General features: G+C 67.0%; 19 protein-coding genes and 1 riboswitch. Of the genes, 7 read left to right on the forward strand and 12 right to left on the reverse strand.

All coding sequences use genetic code 11. The features are described 5' to 3' along the window. Positions 1 to 37: 37 nt before the first annotated feature. The 3 genes from coaBC to ACN0SE_RS09660 form a co-directional block, all read right to left on the reverse strand. A complete protein-coding gene (coaBC, locus tag ACN0SE_RS09650) occupies positions 38 to 1231 on the reverse strand; it encodes a bifunctional phosphopantothenoylcysteine decarboxylase/phosphopantothenate--cysteine ligase CoaBC (RefSeq protein WP_417524303.1) in 1194 nt (397 codons plus the stop codon). Positions 1232 to 1307: 76 nt separating this feature from the next. Next, positions 1308 to 2012: a ChaN family lipoprotein gene (locus tag ACN0SE_RS09655; RefSeq protein WP_417524304.1), complete on the reverse strand. Its 705-nt coding sequence runs from the start codon at positions 2010 to 2012 to the stop codon at positions 1308 to 1310. A gap of 65 nt (positions 2013 to 2077) precedes the next feature. Continuing rightward, positions 2078 to 2956, reverse strand: a complete 879-nt coding sequence (locus ACN0SE_RS09660; protein ID WP_417524305.1) for an RNA polymerase factor sigma-32 — start codon at positions 2954 to 2956, stop codon at positions 2078 to 2080. A gap of 209 nt (positions 2957 to 3165) precedes the next feature. Between ACN0SE_RS09660 and ACN0SE_RS09665 the strand changes: the two genes are divergently transcribed. Continuing rightward, positions 3166 to 4038, forward strand: coding sequence for a glutathione S-transferase (locus ACN0SE_RS09665; protein ID WP_417524306.1), 873 nt, complete (start codon positions 3166 to 3168; stop codon positions 4036 to 4038). 78 nt (positions 4039 to 4116) lie between these two features. Further along, positions 4117 to 5631 carry a YifB family Mg chelatase-like AAA ATPase gene (locus ACN0SE_RS09670; RefSeq protein ID WP_417524307.1) on the forward strand — a complete coding sequence of 505 codons (1515 nt, stop codon included), beginning with the start codon at positions 4117 to 4119 and terminating at the stop codon, positions 5629 to 5631. On the opposite strand, the gene ACN0SE_RS09675 is transcribed toward ACN0SE_RS09670, so the two are convergent. From ACN0SE_RS09675 to rsmI, 4 genes are all read right to left on the reverse strand, one after another. After that, positions 5597 to 6496, reverse strand: coding sequence for an alpha/beta hydrolase (locus ACN0SE_RS09675; protein WP_417524308.1), 900 nt, complete (start codon positions 6494 to 6496; stop codon positions 5597 to 5599). The genes ACN0SE_RS09670 and ACN0SE_RS09675 overlap by 35 nt on opposite strands. Then, positions 6493 to 7428 (reverse strand): glutathione synthase, encoded by a 936-nt coding sequence (gene gshB / locus ACN0SE_RS09680; RefSeq protein WP_417524309.1) that lies wholly within the window; start codon positions 7426 to 7428, stop codon positions 6493 to 6495. Before gshB ends, ACN0SE_RS09675 begins: the two co-directional genes overlap by 4 nt. Before the next feature lie 74 nt (positions 7429 to 7502). Further along, positions 7503 to 7907: a YraN family protein gene (locus ACN0SE_RS09685; protein WP_417524310.1), complete on the reverse strand. Its 405-nt coding sequence runs from the start codon at positions 7905 to 7907 to the stop codon at positions 7503 to 7505. An 18-nt stretch (positions 7908 to 7925) separates the two neighbouring features. Continuing rightward, positions 7926 to 8801 carry a 16S rRNA (cytidine(1402)-2'-O)-methyltransferase gene (gene rsmI, locus ACN0SE_RS09690; protein ID WP_417524413.1) on the reverse strand — a complete coding sequence of 292 codons (876 nt, stop codon included), beginning with the start codon at positions 8799 to 8801 and terminating at the stop codon, positions 7926 to 7928. Between the two features lie 92 nt (positions 8802 to 8893). Between rsmI and ACN0SE_RS09695 the strand changes: the two genes are divergently transcribed. Both ACN0SE_RS09695 and ACN0SE_RS09700 read left to right on the forward strand, forming a co-directional pair. Beyond that, on the forward strand, positions 8894 to 10096 hold the full coding sequence (locus tag ACN0SE_RS09695; RefSeq protein WP_417524311.1) for a penicillin-binding protein activator: 1203 nt from the start codon (positions 8894 to 8896) through the stop codon (positions 10094 to 10096). Beyond that, the gene (locus tag ACN0SE_RS09700; RefSeq protein ID WP_417524312.1) at positions 10056 to 12857 is read left to right on the forward strand and encodes a [protein-PII] uridylyltransferase; all 2802 of its coding nucleotides are present in this window, start codon (positions 10056 to 10058) and stop codon (positions 12855 to 12857) included. Before ACN0SE_RS09695 ends, ACN0SE_RS09700 begins: the two co-directional genes overlap by 41 nt. Before the next feature lie 330 nt (positions 12858 to 13187). On the opposite strand, the gene aroC is transcribed toward ACN0SE_RS09700, so the two are convergent. Further along, complete coding sequence (gene aroC / locus ACN0SE_RS09705; RefSeq protein WP_417524313.1) at positions 13188 to 14303, reverse strand: chorismate synthase; 1116 nt, start codon at positions 14301 to 14303, stop codon at positions 13188 to 13190. A gap of 92 nt (positions 14304 to 14395) precedes the next feature. After that, positions 14396 to 14549: riboswitch (TPP riboswitch) on the forward strand. A 36-nt stretch (positions 14550 to 14585) separates the two neighbouring features. On the opposite strand from aroC, the gene thiB reads away from it, so the two are divergent. The 3 genes from thiB to ACN0SE_RS09720 are packed head-to-tail and all read left to right on the forward strand — an operon-like array spanning position 14586 to position 17762. Next, complete coding sequence (gene thiB / locus ACN0SE_RS09710; protein ID WP_417524314.1) at positions 14586 to 15572, forward strand: thiamine ABC transporter substrate binding subunit; 987 nt, start codon at positions 14586 to 14588, stop codon at positions 15570 to 15572. Further along, the gene (locus tag ACN0SE_RS09715) at positions 15548 to 17077 is read left to right on the forward strand and encodes a thiamine/thiamine pyrophosphate ABC transporter permease ThiP (RefSeq protein WP_417524315.1); all 1530 of its coding nucleotides are present in this window, start codon (positions 15548 to 15550) and stop codon (positions 17075 to 17077) included. Before thiB ends, ACN0SE_RS09715 begins: the two co-directional genes overlap by 25 nt. Beyond that, positions 17070 to 17762 (forward strand): ATP-binding cassette domain-containing protein, encoded by a 693-nt coding sequence (locus ACN0SE_RS09720; RefSeq protein ID WP_417524316.1) that lies wholly within the window; start codon positions 17070 to 17072, stop codon positions 17760 to 17762. The genes ACN0SE_RS09715 and ACN0SE_RS09720 overlap by 8 nt, the downstream gene beginning before the upstream one ends. 144 nt (positions 17763 to 17906) lie before the next feature. Here ACN0SE_RS09720 and ACN0SE_RS09725 read toward each other — a convergent pair whose 3' ends face one another. From ACN0SE_RS09725 to ACN0SE_RS09740, 4 genes are all read right to left on the reverse strand, one after another. Beyond that, positions 17907 to 18701, reverse strand: coding sequence for a cytochrome c1 (locus ACN0SE_RS09725; RefSeq protein WP_417524317.1), 795 nt, complete (start codon positions 18699 to 18701; stop codon positions 17907 to 17909). 19 nt (positions 18702 to 18720) lie between these two features. Next, entirely contained in the window at positions 18721 to 20064 is a 1344-nt protein-coding gene (gene petB / locus ACN0SE_RS09730; RefSeq protein ID WP_417524318.1) for a cytochrome b, read from the reverse strand. 12 nt (positions 20065 to 20076) lie between these two features. After that, the gene (petA, locus tag ACN0SE_RS09735; RefSeq protein ID WP_417524319.1) at positions 20077 to 20640 is read right to left on the reverse strand and encodes a ubiquinol-cytochrome c reductase iron-sulfur subunit; all 564 of its coding nucleotides are present in this window, start codon (positions 20638 to 20640) and stop codon (positions 20077 to 20079) included. Between the two features lie 307 nt (positions 20641 to 20947). Continuing rightward, a complete protein-coding gene (locus ACN0SE_RS09740) occupies positions 20948 to 21553 on the reverse strand; it encodes a glutathione S-transferase (RefSeq protein WP_417524320.1) in 606 nt (201 codons plus the stop codon).

Genomic DNA, 21553 nt, shown 5'->3' on the forward strand with positions numbered 1-21553 from the left:
GTCCTTCTTCTCTTTCAAAAATACGCCACACCACCGCTCACGTCAGCGCCGCCGCCAGCCGCTCTGCCAACCGCTCCGCCACCGCGCGTTTGCCCATCCGCGGCCAATCCTCGGCACCCTCTTCGGTGATCAGGGTCACCGCGTTCTCGGCGCCGCCCATGATCCCGGTTTCCGGTCGCACGTCATTGGCAACAATCCAGTCACAACCCTTGCGCTGGCGCTTGGACGTGGCATTGGCGATCACGTCGTCGGTCTCGGCGGCAAAGCCCACCACCAGCGCAGGTCGCCCCGCCTTCATCTGCGCCACGGTGGCCAGAATGTCGGGGTTCTCGTCGAACTCGAGGCTGGGCAGCTGCCCCGCCTGCTTCTTGATCTTGCTGTCAGAGGCGCCGCGCACCCGCCAATCCGCCACCGCCGCCGCAAAGACCGCCGCTTCGACCGGCAGCGCCGCCTCGACCGCTGCCAGCATCTCGCGCGCGGTCTCGACCCGGCGCAGCACCACGCCCTTCGGCGGGGCCACATCGGCGGGACCGGTGACAAAGATCACCTCGGCCCCCAGCCGCAGCAGCGCCTCGGCAATCGCCGTGCCCTGGGCGCCGGACGACCGGTTGGCAATATACCGCACCGGGTCGATCGGCTCATGGGTCGGGCCAGAGGTCACCAGCACCCGCTTGCCCGCCAGCGGCCCGCCGCCGAAATGCCGCTCGACCGCGGTGAGGATCTCCGGCACCTCAGACAGCCGCCCCGGCCCGAACTCGCCACAGGCCATGTCACCATCGTTCGGCCCCACCACCGTCACCCCGTCGCCCTGCAGCAGCGCGAGGTTCCGCTGCGTCGCCGCATGCTGCCACATCCGCACGTTCATCGCAGGCGCGATCATCACCGGAGTATCGGTCGCCATCAGCAGTGTCGTCGCCAGGTCACCGGCCAGGCCGTTGGCCATTTTGGCCATCAGGTCCGCCGTGGCCGGCGCCACCAGCACCAGGTCGGCCACCCGCGACAGCTGGATATGGCCCATCTCGGCCTCTTTCGTCAGGTCAAAGAGCTCTTGGTGCACCGCCTCGCCGGCCAGAGCCGAGACGCTGAGCGGGGTCACGAATTCCTCGGCCGCGCGGGTCATCACCGGGGTGACCGAGACGCCGCGGTCGCGCAGCCGCCGGATCAGCTCGAGGCACTTGTAGGCCGCGATCCCGCCGCCGATGATCAGAAGTATCCGCTTGCCCGCCAACATGCCCGGCCTCCGCGCTTTGCATCGGGGCCGACCCTACGGCCTTTGCGAGGACGCCCGCAAGGGCGGAAGAGCCGCGCTACCGGAAGGTCGCACAGGGATCGTCGCGCTCGACTGGCGGAGCGAAAACCACCTCGTCATGGCCGCCTTCGGGCACCACATCGCCTTCGCCCTGCATCAGGACAAAGACCCGTGCCTCCGGCGCCACACGCTCCAGCACCTTCGGCAGACCCCAGTCGCGCCGCGCATGGCCGTTGCCGGTGATCACCGCTACCGGCCCGCCGGTCTGGTCCAGCGCCTGCACGACCGCCCGCGCCAGCGCCGCATCGCGCAGCCTTTGCACCGAAACCATCATCGGCAGCATCTCTTCCGGCAAGGCGTCGCAATGCGCCACCTGCTGCAGCGCCTCGCGCTGCGCCTGCTCCTCCGCAGACAGCGCCTCCGTCAAACCATAGCGTCCTGCATCTGGCCCGAAGGCCACCTCATGCCCATCGCGCATCGCCGCCTGGGCCGCCTCTCGCGGCACCGCCGCACCATATATCCGCGCTTGCGGAGCGGCGGCAAAGATCGGGTAATACATCGCAAAATCAGGCCAGCCGCTCTCAGCCCAACCCAGCGCCGTCTCCAACACCTCGGCGTCATCGCGCAGTTCCGGCGTGACCCGTGCCGCCTGATCCTCGGTCAGCATCTCGAAGACCAGCGCTTCCGGCGCGATCTCGGCCACCCGCCGCGCCTGTTCGGCGTGATGCGCGGGGTTGTCATGCACCTCGCCCAGCACAAACACGTCAAAAACCCCGGCCGCCAAGGCAACCGGGGTCAAACTCACCAACAATAAACCGATCAGAGCCCTCATGTGAGGAAGTCTTGGACTTCCTTGCTCTGTCCTTCAAGCGACTTGCGCATCTTCTGAAACGCCGCCGCTTCCAGCTGGCGCACGCGCTCCTTCGACAGGTTCAGCTCGTTGCCCAGGCTTTCCAACGTGCGCGGCTTGTCGCGCAGCTTGCGCTCCTGAACGATGAAACGCTCGCGTTCGTTCAGATCGCCCATCGCCGCCACCAGCCACTGCCGCAGCTGCGCCAGATCATGCTCCAGCTCGACCCGCTCGGCGGCTTGGGGACCATCATCCTCGATGGTGTCGATCCATTCGCGGCCTTCGTCCTCGGTCGATTGCGTGGCGTTGAGCGAGAAGTCCGAGCCCGACAGCCGGCCCTCCATCATCTCCACATCCGCCAGCGGCACGCCGATCTCGGTGGCGATCTTGTGGCGCATCTGGTTGCGATCAAGCTCGCCGCCCTCGGCGGCAATTTCGCGCTCGATGCGGGCCTGGACGCGGCGCAGGTTGAAGAACAGGGATTTCTGGGACGAGGTCGAGCCGGTGCGCACCATCGACCAGTTGCGCATCACGTAATCCTGGATCGACGCCTTGATCCACCACACCGCGTAAGTTGAAAAGCGCACGCCACGATCGGGGTCGAACTTGTCGGCCGCCTTCATCAGCCCGAGGCCGGCTTCCTGGATCAGATCGTTCATCGGCGCGCCGTAGCGACGGAACTTGGACGCCATGGAAATCGCCAGCCGCATGTAGGCGGTGATCAACCGGTGCAGGGCCACTTCGTCGCGTTCGTCGCGCCAGGCGTAAGCAAGCCTCAATTCCGTCTCGGCGTCCAGCAATTCGGCTTTCATGGCCGCGCGGGACAGTGTTCTGTCATCCAATGCGTCGAGTGCCATTTTCTATCCCCACAATTCCGTCGTTGTCAGGTTTCGAACACCAAATGTACGGATCCGGTTCCGTCACAGACCAAATTTTCTTGCAAAAAGGTTCGAAATCTTCGCGCGCCGCCCTAGGCAGGTCGATTTGTCGGGCGTTCACACCTGGTGATGGGGTCGGCCACAAAACGTCGTTGGACCCCTTGAGAGGGCCCGGCTAACCTCCTCACATGACAGACAAACTTCATATCGGCGATTACGCCTATTCCAGCTGGTCGCTGCGCGGCTGGCTGCTGTACCGCCGCTTCGGCATCGCTTGCGATGTCAATGTGGTCGATTTCAACCGGTCCGACAGCGTGGCCGCGCAACTTGCCCTGCCGCCGGCCCGCACCGTGCCCTGTGCCGAGCTCTCCGGCGGCGGTCTGGCCTGGGATTCGCTGGCGCTGGCCGAGGAACTGGCAAGCCGCCACCCCGAGGCCGGTCTCTGGCCCGAGGACCCCGCGCTGCGCGCCACCGCCCGCTCTCTGGCGGCCGAGATGCACTCGGGCTTTGCCACCCTGCGCAATCTCTGCCCGATGAACCTGCGATTGGCCTATCAGGACGTGCCGGTGCCCGAGACGCTGGCCGAGGACCTGGCGCGGATCGAGGAGCTTTGGGCCTTTGCCTTGGCCCAATCCGACGGCCCCTGGCTCTGCGGCGCTTATTCCGTGGCTGATGCCTTTTACGCCCCGGTCGCCGCCCGCATCGCCGGCTACGGCCTGCCCGTGGGCGAACAGGCGGCCGGCTATGTCGCCCGTCACCTCGCCGACCCGGCCTTCCGCCGCTTCCGTGCCATGGGTCTGGCGCGCGGCGCGACGTTGGAACGCTACGCCAAGGATTACGCCACCACGCCCTGGCCCGGACCGGCCCCCGAACCCGCCGTGGCCGCCGAAACCGGCCCCTCGGTCAACGCGACCTGCCCCTACTCCGGCAGCCCGGTAACCCACTACCTCACCTTCCGCGACCGCACTTGGGGGTTCTGCAACGCCTTCTGCCGCGACAAGACCGTCGCCGATTCCACCACATGGCCCGCCTTTGTCGCCATGGTTGAGGCCGCGCAGTAACCTTCCCGGCCGGCCATTAACCCTTCCTCAACCCTTCGGGCGCCAAGTTGGTTAACGAAAAGGAGCGAGGGAGGAACGATGGTCGCGCGCGCCTACACGGTGGCCTTCGAAGGCGTGACCGCCCGCCCGGTCGAGGTGCAATGCGCCGTCACCGCCGGCGTGCCGGCGTTTTCCATCGTCGGCCTGCCGGACAAGGCGGTGTCAGAGGCGCGCGACCGGGTGCGCACGGCGCTGTCGTCGATGTCGATCGCGCTGCCGTCGAAGCGGATCACGGTCAACCTCTCGCCCGCCGACCTGCCCAAGGAAGGCTCGCATTTCGACCTGCCGATCGCGCTGGGCCTGCTCGCCGCGCTCGAGATCATCCCCGAAGATGCGGTCGCCGGCATCGTGGCTTTGGGGGAGCTGTCGCTTGACGGCGGGCTGGTGCCGGTGATCGGCGCGCTGCCCGCCGCCATGGCTGCCGCCGAGGACGACCGTGCCCTGCTCTGCCCCAGGGCTTCTGGCCCCGAGGCCGCCTGGGTCGGCGCGACGCAGGTCATCGGCGCGGCCACCCTGTCGGACGTGGTGCGCCATTTCACCGGCCAGTCACCGCTGCCGCCGGCCGAACCGGGCGAGGTCTGCCCGGCGCCCGGTGGCCAGGACCTGCGCGACGTGCGCGGTCAGGAACGCGCCAAGCGGGCGCTGGAAATTGCCGCCGCCGGGCGTCATCACCTGCTGATGGTGGGCACCCCCGGCTCCGGCAAATCCATGCTCGCCGCCCGCCTGCCCGGCATCCTGCCCGATCTCTCCGCCGCCGAGGCGCTGGAGACCTCGATGATCCACTCGCTCGCGGGGCTGCTCGACGAAGGCGGCATCTCGCGCGCGCGCCCCTTCCGCGAGCCGCACCACACCGCCTCGATGGCGGCCATCGTCGGCGGCGGGCGCGGCGCCAAGCCCGGCGAGATCAGCCTGGCGCACAACGGCGTGCTCTTCATGGACGAATTCCCGGAGTTCCCCCGCACGGTTCTGGAGACCCTGCGGCAACCGATCGAGACCGGCGAAGTCATGGTCGCCCGCGCCAATGCCCATGTGAAATACCCCTGCCGCTTCATGCTGGTGGCGGCGGCCAACCCCTGCAAATGCGGCTACCTGCCCGATCCCGCCCGCGCCTGCGCCCGGGTGCCGCAATGCGGCGAGGACTACATGGGGCGTATCTCCGGCCCGCTGATGGACCGCTTCGACCTGCGCGTCGACGTGCCGCCGGTGTCTTTCGCCGATCTCGACCTGCCCGAAAGCGGCGAAAGCTCTGCCGAAGTCGCTGCCCGCGTGGCCGCCGCCCGCGATCTGCAGACCACCCGGTATGCCGAGATCGCCGACACCCGCGTCAATGCCGACATCGCCGGCAAGGCACTCGACGCCTTTGCCACGCCCGATCCCGAAGGACGCACACTGCTGCTCGCCGCCGCCGAGCGCTTCGGCCTCTCGGCGCGCGGCTATCACCGGGTGCTGCGGGTGGCGCGGACGATTGCCGATCTCGACGGTGCCGAGGGCATTGCCCGGCCGCACGTGGCCGAGGCGCTCAGCTACCGGCTTCTGGGGGCGAAAGACGCCTGATCCACTGCGCCACGGCGTCGAGGGTGGCGCGCCCCTCCGGCAGCAGGTTGTGCAGGATCGGCCAGACATGCGGCAGGTCATGCTGGATGACCTCGGCCACATCGAGACCCTGGTCGCGCAGCCTCATTGTCATGCGCCGGGTGTCGTCGAGCAGGATCTCGCGGTCCCCTGCCGTCAGCCAGACCGGCGGGCCGCCGGTAAAATCGGCAAAAAGCGGCGAGGCGCGGCGATCCGCGGCCTCGGCGCCTTGCAGGTACATCTGGGCGATCTCGTCACAGCGCTCGGCGGGCAGGATCACGTCGGTCGCGGCATTGGTGCGGATGCTGTTGCCGGAATAGGTCATGTCGGTCAGCGGCGAAAAGGCAAAAAGACCCAGCGGCAGGGGCAGCCCCTGAGCCCGAATCTCCGCCAGCAGCGCCAGCGCCAGCCCGCCGCCGGCGCTGTCACCGCCAAGGATCACGCCGGCGGGATGGTCCATCGCCGCGCGATAAGCGCCAAGCGCATCGTCGAAGGCGGCGGGAAAGGCATGTTCCGGCGCCTTGCGATAATCGGGCAGCAGCGCCGGGCAATCGCTGCGCCGCGCCAGATGTGCCAGCATGGCCCGATGGGTGCGCGGCGAGCCGAAGACATAGCCGCCGCCATGCAGATAGAGCAGCAAGGGCCCGGGCCGCTGCCGGTCGACCCAGGTGGCGGGCCGTCCGGCGACGTCTTGCTCGGCAAATGTCGCCCCGCGCGGTGGCCAGAACAGCAGCCGCGCGTTGGTCTCGAAGGCGCGGCGCAGGGTCTCGGGGGCAGTTGCGCGGGCCAGCCTGCGCCGCTCGGTCACCCGCAGGTAGGGGTTGAGCAGGCGGCCGATCAGGCTCACGCCAGCTTGGCCTCGATCGCCTGCCAAATTTTCTCGGCGACGTTGATGCCGTCGAACCGCTCGAGCTCCTGGATGCCGGTGGGCGAGGTGACGTTGATCTCGGTCAGATAGTCGCCGATCACGTCGATGCCGACAAAGATCTGGCCCTTTTCGCGCAACAGCGGCCCGATCCGATCGCAGATCTCGCGGTCGCGGTCGGTCAGTCCGACCTTCTCGGGCCGGCCGCCGACGTGCATGTTCGACCGGGTTTCGCCCTTGGCCGGCACGCGGTTGATCGCGCCCACGGGCTCGCCATCGACAAGGATCACCCGCTTGTCACCCTTGCTGACGGCGGGCAGATATTTCTGAACGATGAGCGGCTCGCGCGAGAAGCTGGCGAAAAGCTCGTGCAGCGAGGCGAGGTTGCCGTCGCCCTGCGCCAGCTTGAACACCCCGGCGCCGCCATTGCCGTAGAGCGGCTTGAGGATGATATCGCCATGACGCTCGCGGAAATCGCGCAGGGTCTGCAGATCGCGGGCGATGGCGGTGGGCGGCGTCAGGTCCGGGAAGTCGAGCACCAGCAGCTTTTCGGGGTAGTTGCGCACCCAGAAGGGATCATTGACCACCAGCGCCTTGCCCTTCAGCCGGTCGAGCAGATGGGTCAGGGTGATGTAATGCATGTCGAAAGGCGGGTCCTGGCGCAGCCAGACGACGTCGAATTCCGCCAGGTCGACCTCGCGCAGGGGGCCAAGCTCGGCATGGTCGCCCTGCACCCGCTGCACCTTGAGGTCATGGCCGCGCGCGGTGATCCGGCCTTCTTGATAGGCCAGCTGATCCGGGAGGTAGTAAAACAGCTGATGCCCCCGGGCCTGAGCCTCTTCGGCGAGACGGAAGGTGCTGTCGGCATTGATGTCCACGGCCCCGATCGGGTCCATCTGAAAGGCGATTTTCATGGGCTGTCCCTGCTGATGTCTGCCCCTTACATGGCGCAAGCCACTGGTGGGTTCAATGCTGCAGGCACCGCCGATCAATAGCCCAGAAGCGCGCCCTCCATGATTTCGATGCGGCCGCGGCCGTCGACAAGCGCCGCGTCGAAACGGGTGTCGCTGTCGCGCCCGGCGGGGCAATCGGCCAGGAATTCCTCGGCGGCGCGGTGGATGCGCGCCACTTGTCGCGGCGTGATGCGGGCCAGAGCGCTATCGAAATCGCGCGCCGTCTTGACCTCGACAAAGACGAAGCCGCCGAAGCCGTCACCGAACACCAGGTCGATTTCGCCACCCTTGCCGCGCCATCGGCGGGCAAGGGCGACGTGGCCTGCCTCAAGGTAGTGCCGCTCGACGGCCTCCTCGGCACTGCTGCCCGCGAGATGGTTGCGCTGGCCACGCCTTGCGCGGCTGGCGCCGACATCGCCATATCCGATATCCAGTGACATTCCCGGCCCCTCCGGTCGTCAGTCCTTGGCCAAGCCTAGGGCCATTTGGTAAACAATTCGTTTCTTCTGACCAAACCCCTTGGCCACCACATCCGCCGCATCGCGGACCGACATGGTCTCGAGCGCCTTGCGCAGGGCGGTCTCGATGTCTTCGGCGCTTTCGGACTGGGCCTCGCCCTTGCCGATCACCACAACGAATTCGCCGCGCGGCTCGCCTTCGGCCAGGCGGTCGGCCAGGGTGCCCAGAGGCGCCCGCACCACTTCCTCGAACTTCTTGGTCAGCTCGCGGCAGGCGGCGGCGGGGCGGTCAGCGCCCAGGATGTCGCGGGCATCACCCAGCATGGCGCTGACCCGGCGGGGCGATTCGTAGAACACAAGCGTCGCCTCGATGCCGGCGACCTCTTCCAGCGCCTTGCGCCGCGCCGCGCCCGTGGAGGGCAGGAAGCCGGCAAAGAGAAAACGGTCGGTGGGCAGGCCCGCGACGTTCAGCGCCGCCAACACTGCCGAGGCGCCGGGCGCCGCGGTCACCGGCGCTCCGGCCTCGGCGGCGCCGCGCGCGAGGTCGAAGCCCGGGTCCGAGATCAGCGGCGTGCCGGCCTCAGACGCATAGGCCACCGACTGGCCCTCCTCCAGCGCCGCCAGCAGGCCGGGGCGCACCTTGTCGCCGTTGTGCTCGTGGTAGGCGCGGATCTGGCGGCCGTTCAGCGGCACACCGTGCAGTTCCATCAGCCGGCGCAGCGCCCGGGTGTCCTCGGCCGCCAGCACGTCGGCCCCGGCCAGGAGGTCGAGCGCCCGCAGCGTGATGTCGCGCGCATTGCCGATCGGAACCGCCACGAAATACAGCCCGCCCGGCACCTTGCGGGCGTCTCTCTGCCACTTCTGGCCCTCTGTCACATTCCCCACTGGACCCGCCTCGCTCTGTGTTTATTATCGCGCCGAACCGCCCGGCCACCGCCGCGCCACCCAACCGCGAAGTGAGATAGACCATGTTTGCCGTTTTGTCTGCCGCCCGCAAGCGGCTGCGCCTGCCCCGTCTTGCCCGCAGCGCCGCTGCCGCCCTTGGCCTGGTCGCGCTGGCCGCCTGTGACCCCATCCAGATCGGCGGGCTGGCCGGCGGCGGTGGCGGCAGCGGCCCGCGCATCGACACCTCGCAGCCGGTCCCGGTTGCCCTGCTGATCCCCAAGAGCGATGCCGGTGCCGGCGCCGTGGCCCGCTCGCTGGAAAACGCCGCGCGGCTCGCGGTGGCCGATCTCGGCACGGTGAAGATCGACCTGCGGGTCTATGACACCGCCGGCAATGCCGCCACCGCTGCCGCCCAGGCGCAGAAGGCCGTCGATGCCGGCGCCAAGATCATCCTCGGGCCGCTCTTTGGCGAGGCCGCCAATGCGGTGGGCGTCCAAGTGGCCGATGACAACGTCAACGTGCTGAGCTTTTCCAACAATCCGTCAATTGCCGGCGGCAACGTCTTCATCCTCGGGCCGACCTTCCGCAATACCGCCAACCGGCTGATGGGCTATGCCGCCGCCAAGGGCAAGAAATCGGTCACCATCGTGCACCCCAACAACGTTGAGGGCCAGTTCGGCAAGGTCGCCATCGAGGCCGCCGCCGGATCGAGCGGCATCCGCGTGGTGTCCTCCGAGGGCTTCGATTTCTCGCAGGCCGGCGTGGTTGCGGCGATGCCGCGGATTGCCGCCGCCGCCAAGCAGTCCGACACGGTCTTCCTGACCTCGAACGCCGCTGGCGCCCTGCCGCTGCTGGTGCAGCTGCTGCCGGAAAACGGCATCGGCCCGGATTCGACGCAATACATCGGCCTGGCGCGCTGGGACGTGCCGCCGCAGACCCTGGCGCTGCCGGGCCTGCAGGGCGGCTGGTTCGCCATGCCCGACCAATCGCGCATCGCCAGCTTCAACTCCCGCTACCAGGGCGCCTATGGCTCTGCGCCGCACCCGCTGGCCGGTCTGGCCTTTGACGGCATCGCTGCCATCGGCGCCCTCGTCGGTGCCGGCAAATCCGACGCTCTGACCGCTGGCGCTTTGACCCAGACGGCGGGCTTCCAGGGCTCTGGCGGCGTCTTCCGGCTGCGCGCCGATGGTACCAATGAACGCGCGCTGGCAGTGGCCGCCGTGCGCGGCAACAAGGTGGTGATACTTGACCCAGCGCCCAATCGCTTTGGTTCCGCCGGTTTCTGAACCGGTCGATACCTCTCGTCTCGAGACCCTGCTGATCTGCCCCGCGGCGCGCATCTTCGATGCCGCCGCGGTCGCGGATCTGATGACCGGCTTCGACCGGGATGACCCCGCCGGGTTCCGCAAGCAGCTGGTCGGCCAGCTGCTGCAGATGCGCAAATCCGGCATGGCGGCGATTGCCGAGAGGCTGCGCGAAACGCCGCTCGAGTCAGAGGCGGCCAAGCGCAGCTACACCTGGCTGACCGACCAGCTGGTGCTGACCGCCTGGCGCGCCGCGACCGAGCTGCTGCATCCGCTGTCCAACCCGACCGAGGGCGAGCGGCTGGCGCTGATCGCCGTCGGCGGCTACGGGCGGGGCGAGATGGCGCCTTATTCCGACGTCGATCTGCTGTTCCTGACGCCTTACAAGATCACCTCCTGGGCCGAGAGCGTGATCGAGTCGATGCTCTACATCCTCTGGGATCTGCGGCTCAAGGTCGGCCATTCCTCGCGCACGATCCGCGATTGCCTCCGGCTGGGCGGCGAGGATTTCACCATCCGTACCGCGCTGCTGGAACACCGCCTGCTGGCCGGTGACGAGAGGCTGGCCAAGGACCTGTCGCGCCGGCTCGAGGCCGATCTCTTCAAGGGGTCCGAGCGCGAGTTCATCGAGGCCAAGCTTGAAGAACGCGACGCCCGGCACGAGAAACAGGGCGGCCAGCGCTACATGGTCGAGCCCAACGTCAAGGAGGGCAAGGGCGGGCTGCGGGACCTGCAATCGCTTTACTGGATCGCCAAATACGTCCACCACGTCGGCCATTCCAGCGATCTGGTGCGGCTCGGCGTCTTCGAGCCCGAGGAATACGACAGCTTCGTCAAGGCCGAGACCTTTCTCTGGGCCACCCGTTGCCACCTGCACCTTGTCTCTGGCCGGCCGCAGGAGCAGCTGACCTTCGACCTGCAGGTCGAGGTCGCCGCCGCCATGGGCTATCACGACACCGGCGGGCGCCGCGCGGTCGAGCATTTCATGCAGGATTTCTTCCTGCATGCCACCGAGGTGGGCGACCTGACGCGCATCTTCCTCACCGCGCTCGAGGCCGATCACAGCAAGGGCCCGGCCCTGCTGGAGCGGATCTTCAGCCGCAAGCCGAAGGTCAAGGAAGGCTATACCGTCACCCACGGGCGGCTGGCGATTGCCGACGAGGTGGCGTTCCTGTCGGACAAGCTCAACATGCTGCGGCTTTTCGAAGAGGCCCTGCGCTCTGACCTCTTGATCCATCCGCATGCGATGCGGCTGGTGAAATCCAACCTCAAGCTGATCGACGACGACATGCGCCGCGATCCGGCGGCCAACAAGCTGTTCCTCGACCTGCTGCTCAAGCACGGCAACCCCGAGCGGGCGCTGCGGCGGATGAACGAGCTGGGCGTGCTCTCGGCCTTCATCCCGGAATTCGCCCCGATCGTGGCGATGATGCAGTTCAACATGTACCACCACTACACGGTGGACGAACACACCATCCAGGTGATCCATCACCTGGCCGAGATCGAGCGCCACGAGCTGGACGAAGAGCTGCCGGTCTCGACCGAGATCATCGAGACCGGGATCGATCGCCGGGTGCTCTACGTGGCGCTGCTGCTGCATGACATCGGCAAGGGCCGTGACGAGGATCATTCGATCCTTGGCGCGCGGATCGCGCGGATCGTCGCGCCGCGGCTGGGGCTGAACAAGAAAGACAGCGAAACCGTCGAATGGCTGGTGCGCTATCACCTGCTGATGTCGGACATGGCGCAGAAACGCGACATCGCCGATCCGCGCACCGTGCGCGACTTTGCCAAGGCGGTAAAGACGGTGGAGCGGCTGAACCTGCTCTGCGTGCTGACGGTCTGCGACATCCGCGGCGTCGGCCCCGGCACCTGGAACAACTGGAAGGCGGCGCTGCTGCGCGCGCTCTATCGCCAGACCCGGCGGGCGCTCGAGGACGGCATGGAGGCGCTCAACCGCGAGAACCGCGGCGCCGAGGCCAAGAAGCACCTGCGCGAGGCGCTGCAGGACTGGCCGGCCAAGGACGTCAAGTCCGAGACGACGCGGCATTACCCGCCCTATTGGCAGGGCTTGCATGTCACCGCGCATGTGGTCTTTGCCAACCTGCTGCGCGGGCTCGAGGATGATGCCATCGCTATCGACGTCCATCCGGACGAAGAGCGCGATGCCACCCGCGTCTGCTTTGCCATGGCCGACCACCCCGGCATCTTCAGCCGGATGTGCGGCGCGCTGTCGCTGGTGGGGGCCAACGTGGTGGATGCGCGGACCTTCACCACCAAGGACGGCTTTGCCACCGCAGCCTTCTGGATCCAGGATTCCGAGGGCTCGCCCTACGAGACCGCCAAGCTGCCACGGATGCGGTCGATGATCCACAAGACGCTGATGGGCGAGGTGGTGACCGGCGAGGCAATCAAGTCGCGCGACAAGATCAAGAAGCGCGAGCGTGCCTTCCGGGTGCCGACGCATATCACCTTCGACAACGACGGGTCCGAGATCTACACGATCATAGAGGTCGATACCCGCGACCGGCCGGGCCTGCTCTATGACCTGACCCGGACGCTGGCCAATGCCAACGTCTACATCTCGTCGGCGGTGATCGCGACCTATGGTGAACAGGTGGTGGACAGCTTCTACGTCAAGGACATGTTCGGGCTGAAGTTCCATTCGCCGACCAAGCAGGCGGCCCTGGAGAAGAAGCTGAGGGCCGCGATCGAGAAAGGTGCCGAACGGGCCGTGTCCTGAGTAGGGTGGGTTTGCAACCCACCTTTCATGCGTTGGAGTGCGGTGGGTTGCAAACCCACCCTACGCCCTCCTCCGAGCCGCGCATCGTCGGGCCGCGGTGCGGCGCTCCTCGAGCGGTTCTTTGGCGCTTTATTTCCGCCAAGTCCGAAAAAGGTCAGATCGACGCGCTTGCGTCAGACAAATCGCCGTGCCGGGGGGCGGGTCATGCCGAAGGCATGCCTTCGGCATGGCGATGCGCGGCGGCCTGCGGCCTTGTTCCGCGCCCGGCATCAGAAGCGATCCGAGCTGCAAAATCGTGAGGTGGGCAGTCCTGCCCACCACATCGTCAAACTACCCGATCTTCCCCAAGGTCTCGCCCACATCCCCACCAATCTGCCCACGGTGCATCAGGATATGGTCCAGTAGAACACAGGCCATCATCGCCTCGCCCACCGGCACCGCGCGGATACCGACGCAGGGATCATGCCGCCCCTTGGTGATGATCTCGGTCTCCTCGCCGCCCTTGGTGATCGTCTTGCGGGTCGTCAGGATCGACGAGGTCGGCTTCACCGCGAACCGCACCACGATGTCCTGACCGGTGGAAATCCCGCCCAGGATGCCGCCGGCATGGTTCGATGAATAGACCGGCCCGTCAGGCCCCATGAAGATCTCGTCGGCATTCTCGGACCCGGTCAGCGCCGCCGTCGCCATGCCATCGCCGATCTCTACCGCCTTGACGGCGTTGATGCTCATCATCGCCGTCGCGAGGTCAGTGTCGAGCTTGCCGTAGACCGGCGCGCCAAGACCGGCAGGCGCGCCCTGCGCCACCACCTCGATCACCGCGCCGACCGAATTATGCGCGTCCTTGCGCAGATGGCCCAGGTAGGCATCCCACTCCGGCACCGCCTCGGCATCGGGCAGCCAGAAATCGTTCTGACCGATCTGCTCCCAGTCAAAACGCGCGCGGTCGATGTGCTTGTCGCCCATCTGCACCATGTAGCCGGTGATCTTCAGCCCCGGCAGCATATGGGCCAGCACCGCCCGCGCCACGCCACCGGCGGCCACCCGTGCCGCCGTCTCGCGGGCCGAGGACCGGCCACCGCCGCGATAATCGCGGATACCGTATTTCTGCCAATAGGTGATGTCGGCATGCCCGGGGCGAAACTTCTCGACGATATCGCCATAGTCCTTCGACCGCTGGTCGGTGTTGCGGATCATCAGCTGGATCGGCGTGCCGGTCGACTTGCCCTCGAAGACGCCCGACAGGATCTCGACCGCGTCAGGTTCCTTGCGCTGGGTGGTGTTCTTGTTCTGGCCGGGTTTGCGCTTGTCGAGCCACTGCTGCAGGAACGCCGCATCGATCTCCACCCCCGGAGGGCAGCCGTCCACCGTCGCGCCAAGTGCTGGTCCGTGGCTCTCGCCCCAGGTGGTGACGCGGAACATGCGGCCAAAGGTATTGTAGCTCATGTCAGACCCTCCATTTGCCCTTCCTCTAAGCCCCCGCCCGGCGACGCTCAAGCACTATTGGCTTGAAGCAACCCTGCGCGCGCCCTAGGTATGGCCTCACCTCGGGGTGCCGGCGCGCGTCTCATCAGGCTGCGGGACACCATCTCCCGCCCGGATGCGACGCCAGACAACCGGCTGAGATGCTGTTGCGAACCCGTTGAACCTGAACCGGCTAGAACCGGCGGAGGGAAGGTCGACCGCTCAAGGCGCTCCCCCACTCCGCCCCAAGATGTGGAGACCCCCATGCTGGGACGCACCCTCGCTCTCGGGCTGATCGCAACCACCGCCACCATGGCGGCGGCCGAGACCCCCGTGCTCACCGTCTACGCAGGCGATTACTTCAATTCCGAATGGGGGCCCGGTCCCGGCATCGAGGCCGGCTTCGAGGCCCGCTGCGACTGCGACCTGCAGTACAAGACCGGCGAGCTGCTGCCGCGCATCCTGCTCGAAGGCGAACGCACCGAGGCCGACGTGGTGATCGGGCTGAACACCGACATCACCAAGAAGGCGCGCGAAAGCGGCCTGTTTGCGCCCCATGGCCTCGACACTTCGGCGCTGACCCTGCCGGTCGACTGGGACGATGACACCTTCCTGCCGTTCAACTACGGCCACACCGCCTTCATCTACAACAAGGAGAAGGTGGCCGAGCCCCCCGCCTCCTTTGACGAGCTGCTGAACGCGCCCGACGACCTGCGGCTGGTGATCCAGGACCCGCGCTCTTCGATCTCGGGCCTGGCGCTGGTGCTCTGGGTGCAGGCGGTCTACGGCGACGACGCCGAGGAAGCCTGGGCCAAGCTCGCGCCCAAGATCGTCACCGTCACCAAGGGCTGGTCGGAAAGCTATGGTCTCTTCACCGATGGCGAGGCCGACATGGTGCTGAGCTACACCACCTCGCCCGCCTATCACATCATCGCCGAGGGCGACGAGACCAAGGCAGCCGCGATCTTCCCCGAGGGCCATTACTTCATGGTCGAACTGGCCGCCAAGCTGGCCACCACCGACAACCCGGAGCTCGCCGATCAGTTCATGGACTACATCCTCACCGAGGAGTTCCAGACCATGATCCCGACCACCAACTGGTCCTTCCCCGCCGCCCTCCCGCGCGAGAAATGGCCCGAGGGCTTCCGCGAACTGCCGACGCCGGAAAAGGTGCTGTTCTACACCGAGGACGAGGCCGCCGCCCTGCGCGACACGGCCATCGAGGCATGGCGCAGCGCGCTCTCCCGCTGAGCGCCGCCCCGCGCCTCTGGCCCCTGCTCTGGGCACTGATCGTGGCGGGCCTGGTGATCGGCCCCGTCTCGGCGGTGATCTGGCGCGCCGGGGGTCTCGGCGCTCTGGGCCCGGCGGAGTACGATGCGCTCTGGTTCACCCTCTGGCAGGCCGCGGTCTCGGCGGCCCTGAGCGTCGCCCTGGCAATCCCGGTGGCCCGCGCCCTGTCGCGTCAGAGCTTTCCCGGCCGTGGTCTGCTGATCGCGCTGATGGGCGCCCCCTTTATCCTGCCGGTGATCGTCGCGGTGCTGGGCCTGCTGGCCGTCTTTGGCGGCAACGGCCTCGTCAACCGCATCGGCGGCAGCCTCGGCCTGCCGCGCATGGACATCTACGGCTATCACGGCGTGATCCTCGCGCATGTCTTCTTCAACCTGCCGCTGGCGACCCGGCTGATCCTGCAGGGCTGGCTCGCCATCCCCGCCGAACGCTTCCGCCTTGCCGCCTCTCTGGACGCGCCGGTGACCCGCCTGCTCGAACTCCCGATGCTGCGCCGCATCGCGCCCGGCGCCTTTGCGGTGATCTTCGTGATCTGCCTGACCTCCTTTGCCGTGGCGCTGACGCTGGGCGGCGGCCCGCGCGCCACCACGGTGGAACTGGCGATCTACCAGGCCTTCAAATTCGACTTCGACCTCGCCAAGGCCGCCACCCTGGCGCTGCTGCAACTGGCCTTGGGTCTCGCCTCGGCGCTGGCCCTGCTCCGGCTCTCGCCACCTGACGGCTTTGGCGCCGGCCTCGACCGCTTGCAGGCCCGCTGGGACGGCAGCAGTCGCCTGTCGCGGCTGACCGACGCCCTCTGGATCACCTTCGCCGCGCTCTTCCTGCTGACGCCGCTGGCGATGATCATCCTCGCCGGCCTGCCCGGCCTCCTGACCCTGCCCGCCGAAGTCTGGCAGGCCGCCCTGCGCTCGCTCACCGTGGCGCTCGGCGCCACGGCGCTGGCCCTGGCCCTGGCCCTGCCCTTGGCCACCCGCGCTGGCGAACTGGCCGGGCTGCTGGGCGTCGCGGTCTCGGGCCTGGTGCTCGGCACAGGGCTCTTTCTCATCGTCCAGCCCTTCATGCGCCCGGCCGAGGCGGCGCTGCCGGTCACCCTGCTGGTCAATGCGCTGATGGCCCTGCCCTTCGTGATCCGCATTCTGCGCCCCGAGCTCGACGCCGCCCGCGCTGACTACGGCAACCTCGCCGCCAGCCTCGGGCTCACCGGCCTAGCCCTCTGGCGCATCGTCCTGCTGCCGCGCCTGCGCCGGCCGCTGGGCTTTGCCGCCGGTCTCACCGCCGCGCTGTCGATGGGCGATCTGGGCGTCATCGCGCTCTTTGCCGATGGCGAACACGCCACCCTGCCACTGCAACTCTACCGCCTGATGGCCGCCTACCGGATGGACTCCGCCCAGGGCGCCGCTCTCCTGCTGCTGATGCTCAGCCTCGGGCTGTTCTGGCTCTTCGACAAGGGAGGCCGCACCAATGCTTGAGCTGCGCCGACTGGGCTATCACCAGGACGATTTCCACCTCACCGCCGACACGACGATCACCGCCGGCTTCACTGCGCTGATCGGCCCCTCCGGCGCCGGCAAATCCACCCTGCTCAACATGATCGCCGGCTTCCTCGCGCCCACCACAGGCCGCATCCTCTGGGACGGTGCGGACATCACCGATCTCGCCCCCGCCAAACGCCCGGTCAGCATCCTCTTCCAGGACAACAACCTCTTCCCGCATCTCACCGTCACCGAAAACCTCGCCCTGGCGCTGACCACCCGCCGCCCCGACAAGGCCCGGCTCGCCCAGATCGACGCCGCCCTCGCCCAGGTCGGCCTGCAGGACATGGGCCCGCGCAAACCCGCCGCCCTCTCAGGCGGCCAGCAGGGCCGTGCCGCGCTGGCCCGCGTCCTCCTGCAGGACCGCCCGCTGATGCTTCTGGACGAGCCCTTCTCGGCGCTGGGTCCCGCCCTCAGAACCGAGATGCTCGACCTCGTCGCCCGCCTCGCGTCCGAGCGCGGCATCAAGGCCCTGATGGTCAGCCACGCACCGGAAGACGCCCGCCGCGTCGCAGACGAGGTCGCCCTGGTCTCACAGGGTACCCTGCACCAACCACAGCCCACGGCCCCGTTCTTCGCCAGCCCCACAGCCCAGCTCACCGCCTACCTCGGCGACAGCTGAGCCCCGAACCCCTGCTTCTTCTCTTTCCAAATACCGCTGGGGGGTCCGGGGGGCAAAGCCCCCCGGTCGGTCGACGTGCGCAGGCACGGCGAAAAAAAAGGGCCCACCGAAGCAGGGCCCTTTCCACATCTCTTCAGCGCAAACTCACGCCTTGGTGCGATACTTGATCGGTTTCCAGATGCGCTTGTTGGTGAGGTACAGCAGCACCGACAGCAGCACGAGGAAGATCACCCCGGTCAGACCGGCCTGCTTGCGCGCCATCATCTTGGGCTCAGCCGTCCACATCAGGAAGGCCGAGACATCCTCGGCTGCGTGATGTAGGTCGTTGGCGTGACCGTCGGCAAACTCCACCAGACCGTCGTCGAGCGGCGGCGCCATGGAAATCCAGCCACCCGGGAAGGCGGTGTTCTCGTACAGCGTCGTGCCCGCTTCGGTCTTCTCCTCGCCGGTATAGCCGGTCAGGATCGCGGTGATGTACTCGGCGCCGCCCATGCCCTTGAAGAGCTGCGCGATGCCGGTGCCGTAGGGGCCGTGAAAGCCCGCACGCGCCTTGGCCATCAGCGACAGGTCAGGCGCGCCGGCGGCGGTGTTGGCCGGGAAGTTGTCGGTCTCCCGGGCCGGGCGGAAATCATCCAGCTCGGCGTCGAACACCTCGAAGTTCTGGGCCGCATAGGCGCGGACCTGGTCTTCCGGCAGATGCGGGCCACCTTCGTCGGCCAGCGTCCGCAGCGGCACGTATTGCAGACCGTGGCAGCCGGCGCAGACCTCGGTATAGACCTGCAACCCGCGCTGGAGCTGGTTCTGGTCGAAGGCACCGAACGGGCCTTCGAAGGAGAAGTCCACATCCTCGATATGGCCTGCATCACCGGCGGCGAAGGCCCCGGTTGCCGTCAGCGCAAGCGCGGTGACGGCAGAGATCGTGAGGGTCTTGATGTTCATCTGTCTCTTTGCCTCTCGATTATTCGCCTGGGGACACGACGGTCTTGGTGCCGCCGGTCTTGGGGGCATAATGCGCGTCGAAATCTTCTTCGATGGTGGCGGGCGGGGTCAGCGGTTTCTCGATCACGCCCAGAAGCGGCAGGATCACCAGGAAGTAGGCGAACCAGTAGGCCGAGGCGATCAGCGAGAAGGTGGCATAGGGCTCTTCCGCCGGCATGGCGCCAAGCCACATCAGCAGCATGAAGTCGAGCGCCAGCAGCCAGAACCACCACTTGAACATCGGGCGATAGCGGCCCGAACGCACCGAGGAGGTGTCAAGCCAGGGCGCCAGCGCCATGACCGCGATCGCCCCGAACATCGCCAGCACACCAAAGAACTTGGCGTCGACGATGCCGCCGGTCACGAAGGACGCGAACTGGACGACCCAGACTTCCGAGGTGAAGGCGCGCAGGATGGCGTAGAACGGCAGGAAGTACCATTCCGGCACGATGTGCGCGGGCGTCGCCAGCGGGTTGGCTTCGATGTAGTTGTCGGGGTGGCCGAGGTAGTTCGGCATGAAACCGACGATGGCAAAGAACACCACCAGGATCACCGCCAGGGCAAAGAGGTCCTTCATCACGAAGTAGGGCCAGAACGGAACAGTGTCCTTCTCGGCTTCCGCCTTCGAGGTGCGGCGCACTTCGACACCGGTGGGGTTGTTGTTGCCGGTGGTGTGGAAGGCCCAGATGTGCACGGCAACCAGCGCCGCGATCACGAAGGGCAGCAGGTAGTGCAGCGAGAAGAAGCGGTTCAGCGTGGCGTTGTCCACCGCCGGTCCGCCCAGCAGCCAGGTCTGGATCGGCTCGCCGATGAAGGGGATCGCGCCGAACAGGCCGGTGATCACGGTCGCCCCCCAGAAGGACATCTGACCCCAGGGCAGAACGTAGCCCATGAAGGCGGTGCCCATCATTGCCAGGTAAATCAGCATGCCGATGATCCATGTGATCTCGCGCGGCGCCTTGTAGGAGCCGTAGTAGAGACCGCGGAAGATGTGCATGTAGACCGCCACAAAGAACAGCGAGGCGCCGTTCATGTGCAGGTAGCGGATGAAATGGCCGCCGTTCACGTTGCGCATGATGTGCTCGATCGAGGCAAAGGCCAGGTCGACATGCGGCGTGTAGTGCATCACCAGAATGATGCCGGTGACGATCTGCATCGCAAGGCAGAAGGTCAGGATGATGCCCCAGATCCACATCCAGTTGAGGTTCTTGGGGGTGGGGATCATGATCGTGTCATACAGCAGACCAACGATCGGCAGCCGCTTGTGCAGCCACTTTTCGCCACCGGTCTTCGGTTCGTAATGGTCGTGAGGAATACCAGCCATTTCTTACGCTCCTTATCCCAGCAGCAATGTGGTTTCGTCTTCGAAGACGGCGGGCGGCACATGGAGGTTTTCCGGCGCCGGCCCTTTGCGGATGCGGCCCGCGGTGTCGTAGTGCGACCCGTGGCAGGGGCAGAACCAGCCGCCGAACTCGCCGGCGCCATCGCCCAGCGGCACGCAGCCGAGGTGGGTGCAGACGCCCATCTGGACCAGCCATTCGCCGGCTTCGTCCAGGGTGCGGTTCTCGTCGGTCGCCGCGGTATCGCCCGAAATGTTGGGGTTGCGCGCGATCGGGTCGATCAGATCGCCCAGGTCAACCGCGCGGCCTTCCTCGATCTCGCCCTCGGTGCGGCGGCGGATGAAGACCGGCTTGCCCAGCCATTTCACCGTCAGCTGCGTGCCCGGTTCGACGCCGGAGACATCGACCCGGATCGAGCTGAGCGCGCGCACGTCGGCGGAGGGGTTCATTTGGTTGACGAGCGGCCAGACCGCTGCACCGGTCGCAACGGCGCCCGCGCCGGCGGTGGCGTAGTACAGAAAATCTCTGCGGGTGCCTTCGTGATCGTCTGCGTGGGACACGAGTGATCTCCATTTCAGCGCCAGATGACTGGCTATAAATTCGAGGGCCGCACGCGTGACCGAATGCAGCTTACTGGAGCGGTATGTAACCAAGCCTCAAAATGGCGTCCAGCGTTCAAAAGCGCGCAGGGGCGATCGCGCCCTATTGTCGCGCCAAAAAAACATTGAAATCGCGGCTTGACGGCCCATGGGGCGGCGTGCAGCGACGATTTCGCCAATTCGGCGAAATGCTTGGGGGCGGATCCCGGGGCCCGGGCGACTCGGGCGAATCCCCTTCGCCCGTGTCGTCCGGGGTCAGGTCGCAACGTCAGTCCTTGGGCGCCGTGGCCACCATCGAGGGGCGTTCGGCAAATTCGGCGTACCACTCGGCCAGCGCCGGGTTGCCGGTGCGCCAGGCGCGGGCGGCATGGCGGAAATCGAGGTAGGACAGCGCACAGCCCACCGCGATCTGGCCGATGTCGAGCGGTCCGCGCAGGTGGCTGATCCAGCGGGTGTTGAGCGCCGAGACCGCGCGGTCGATCTTGGCCCATTGCGCCTCGACCCATTCGGCCGACTGCTTTTCCTCGGGACGAAACCGCGCCTCGTAGACCATCAGCACCGCGGCATCCATCATGCCGTCTGCCGTCGCCTCGAGCGTCAGGGTATCCCATTGGCGCCGTTCGGGATACAGCCCACCGCCGACGCGGGCGTCGAGAAAGCGGCAGATCACCCGGCTGTCGTAGATCGTCGGCGCATCCGGCCGGATCAGCGCCGGGATCTTGCCCACCGGGTTGGCCGCGATCAGCTCTGGCGAGGGACCGGTCGGCGAGGCGACGACGGTTTCGTATTCGACCGCGTTGACCTGGTCGGTCTCGTGCAGGGTGACCATGACCTTGCGGACAAAGGGCGACGGGCCTGCCATCAGAAGTTTCAT

The sequence above is a fragment of the Marinovum sp. genome (genome assembly GCF_048263515.1).
Taxonomy (GTDB): domain Bacteria; phylum Pseudomonadota; class Alphaproteobacteria; order Rhodobacterales; family Rhodobacteraceae; genus Marinovum.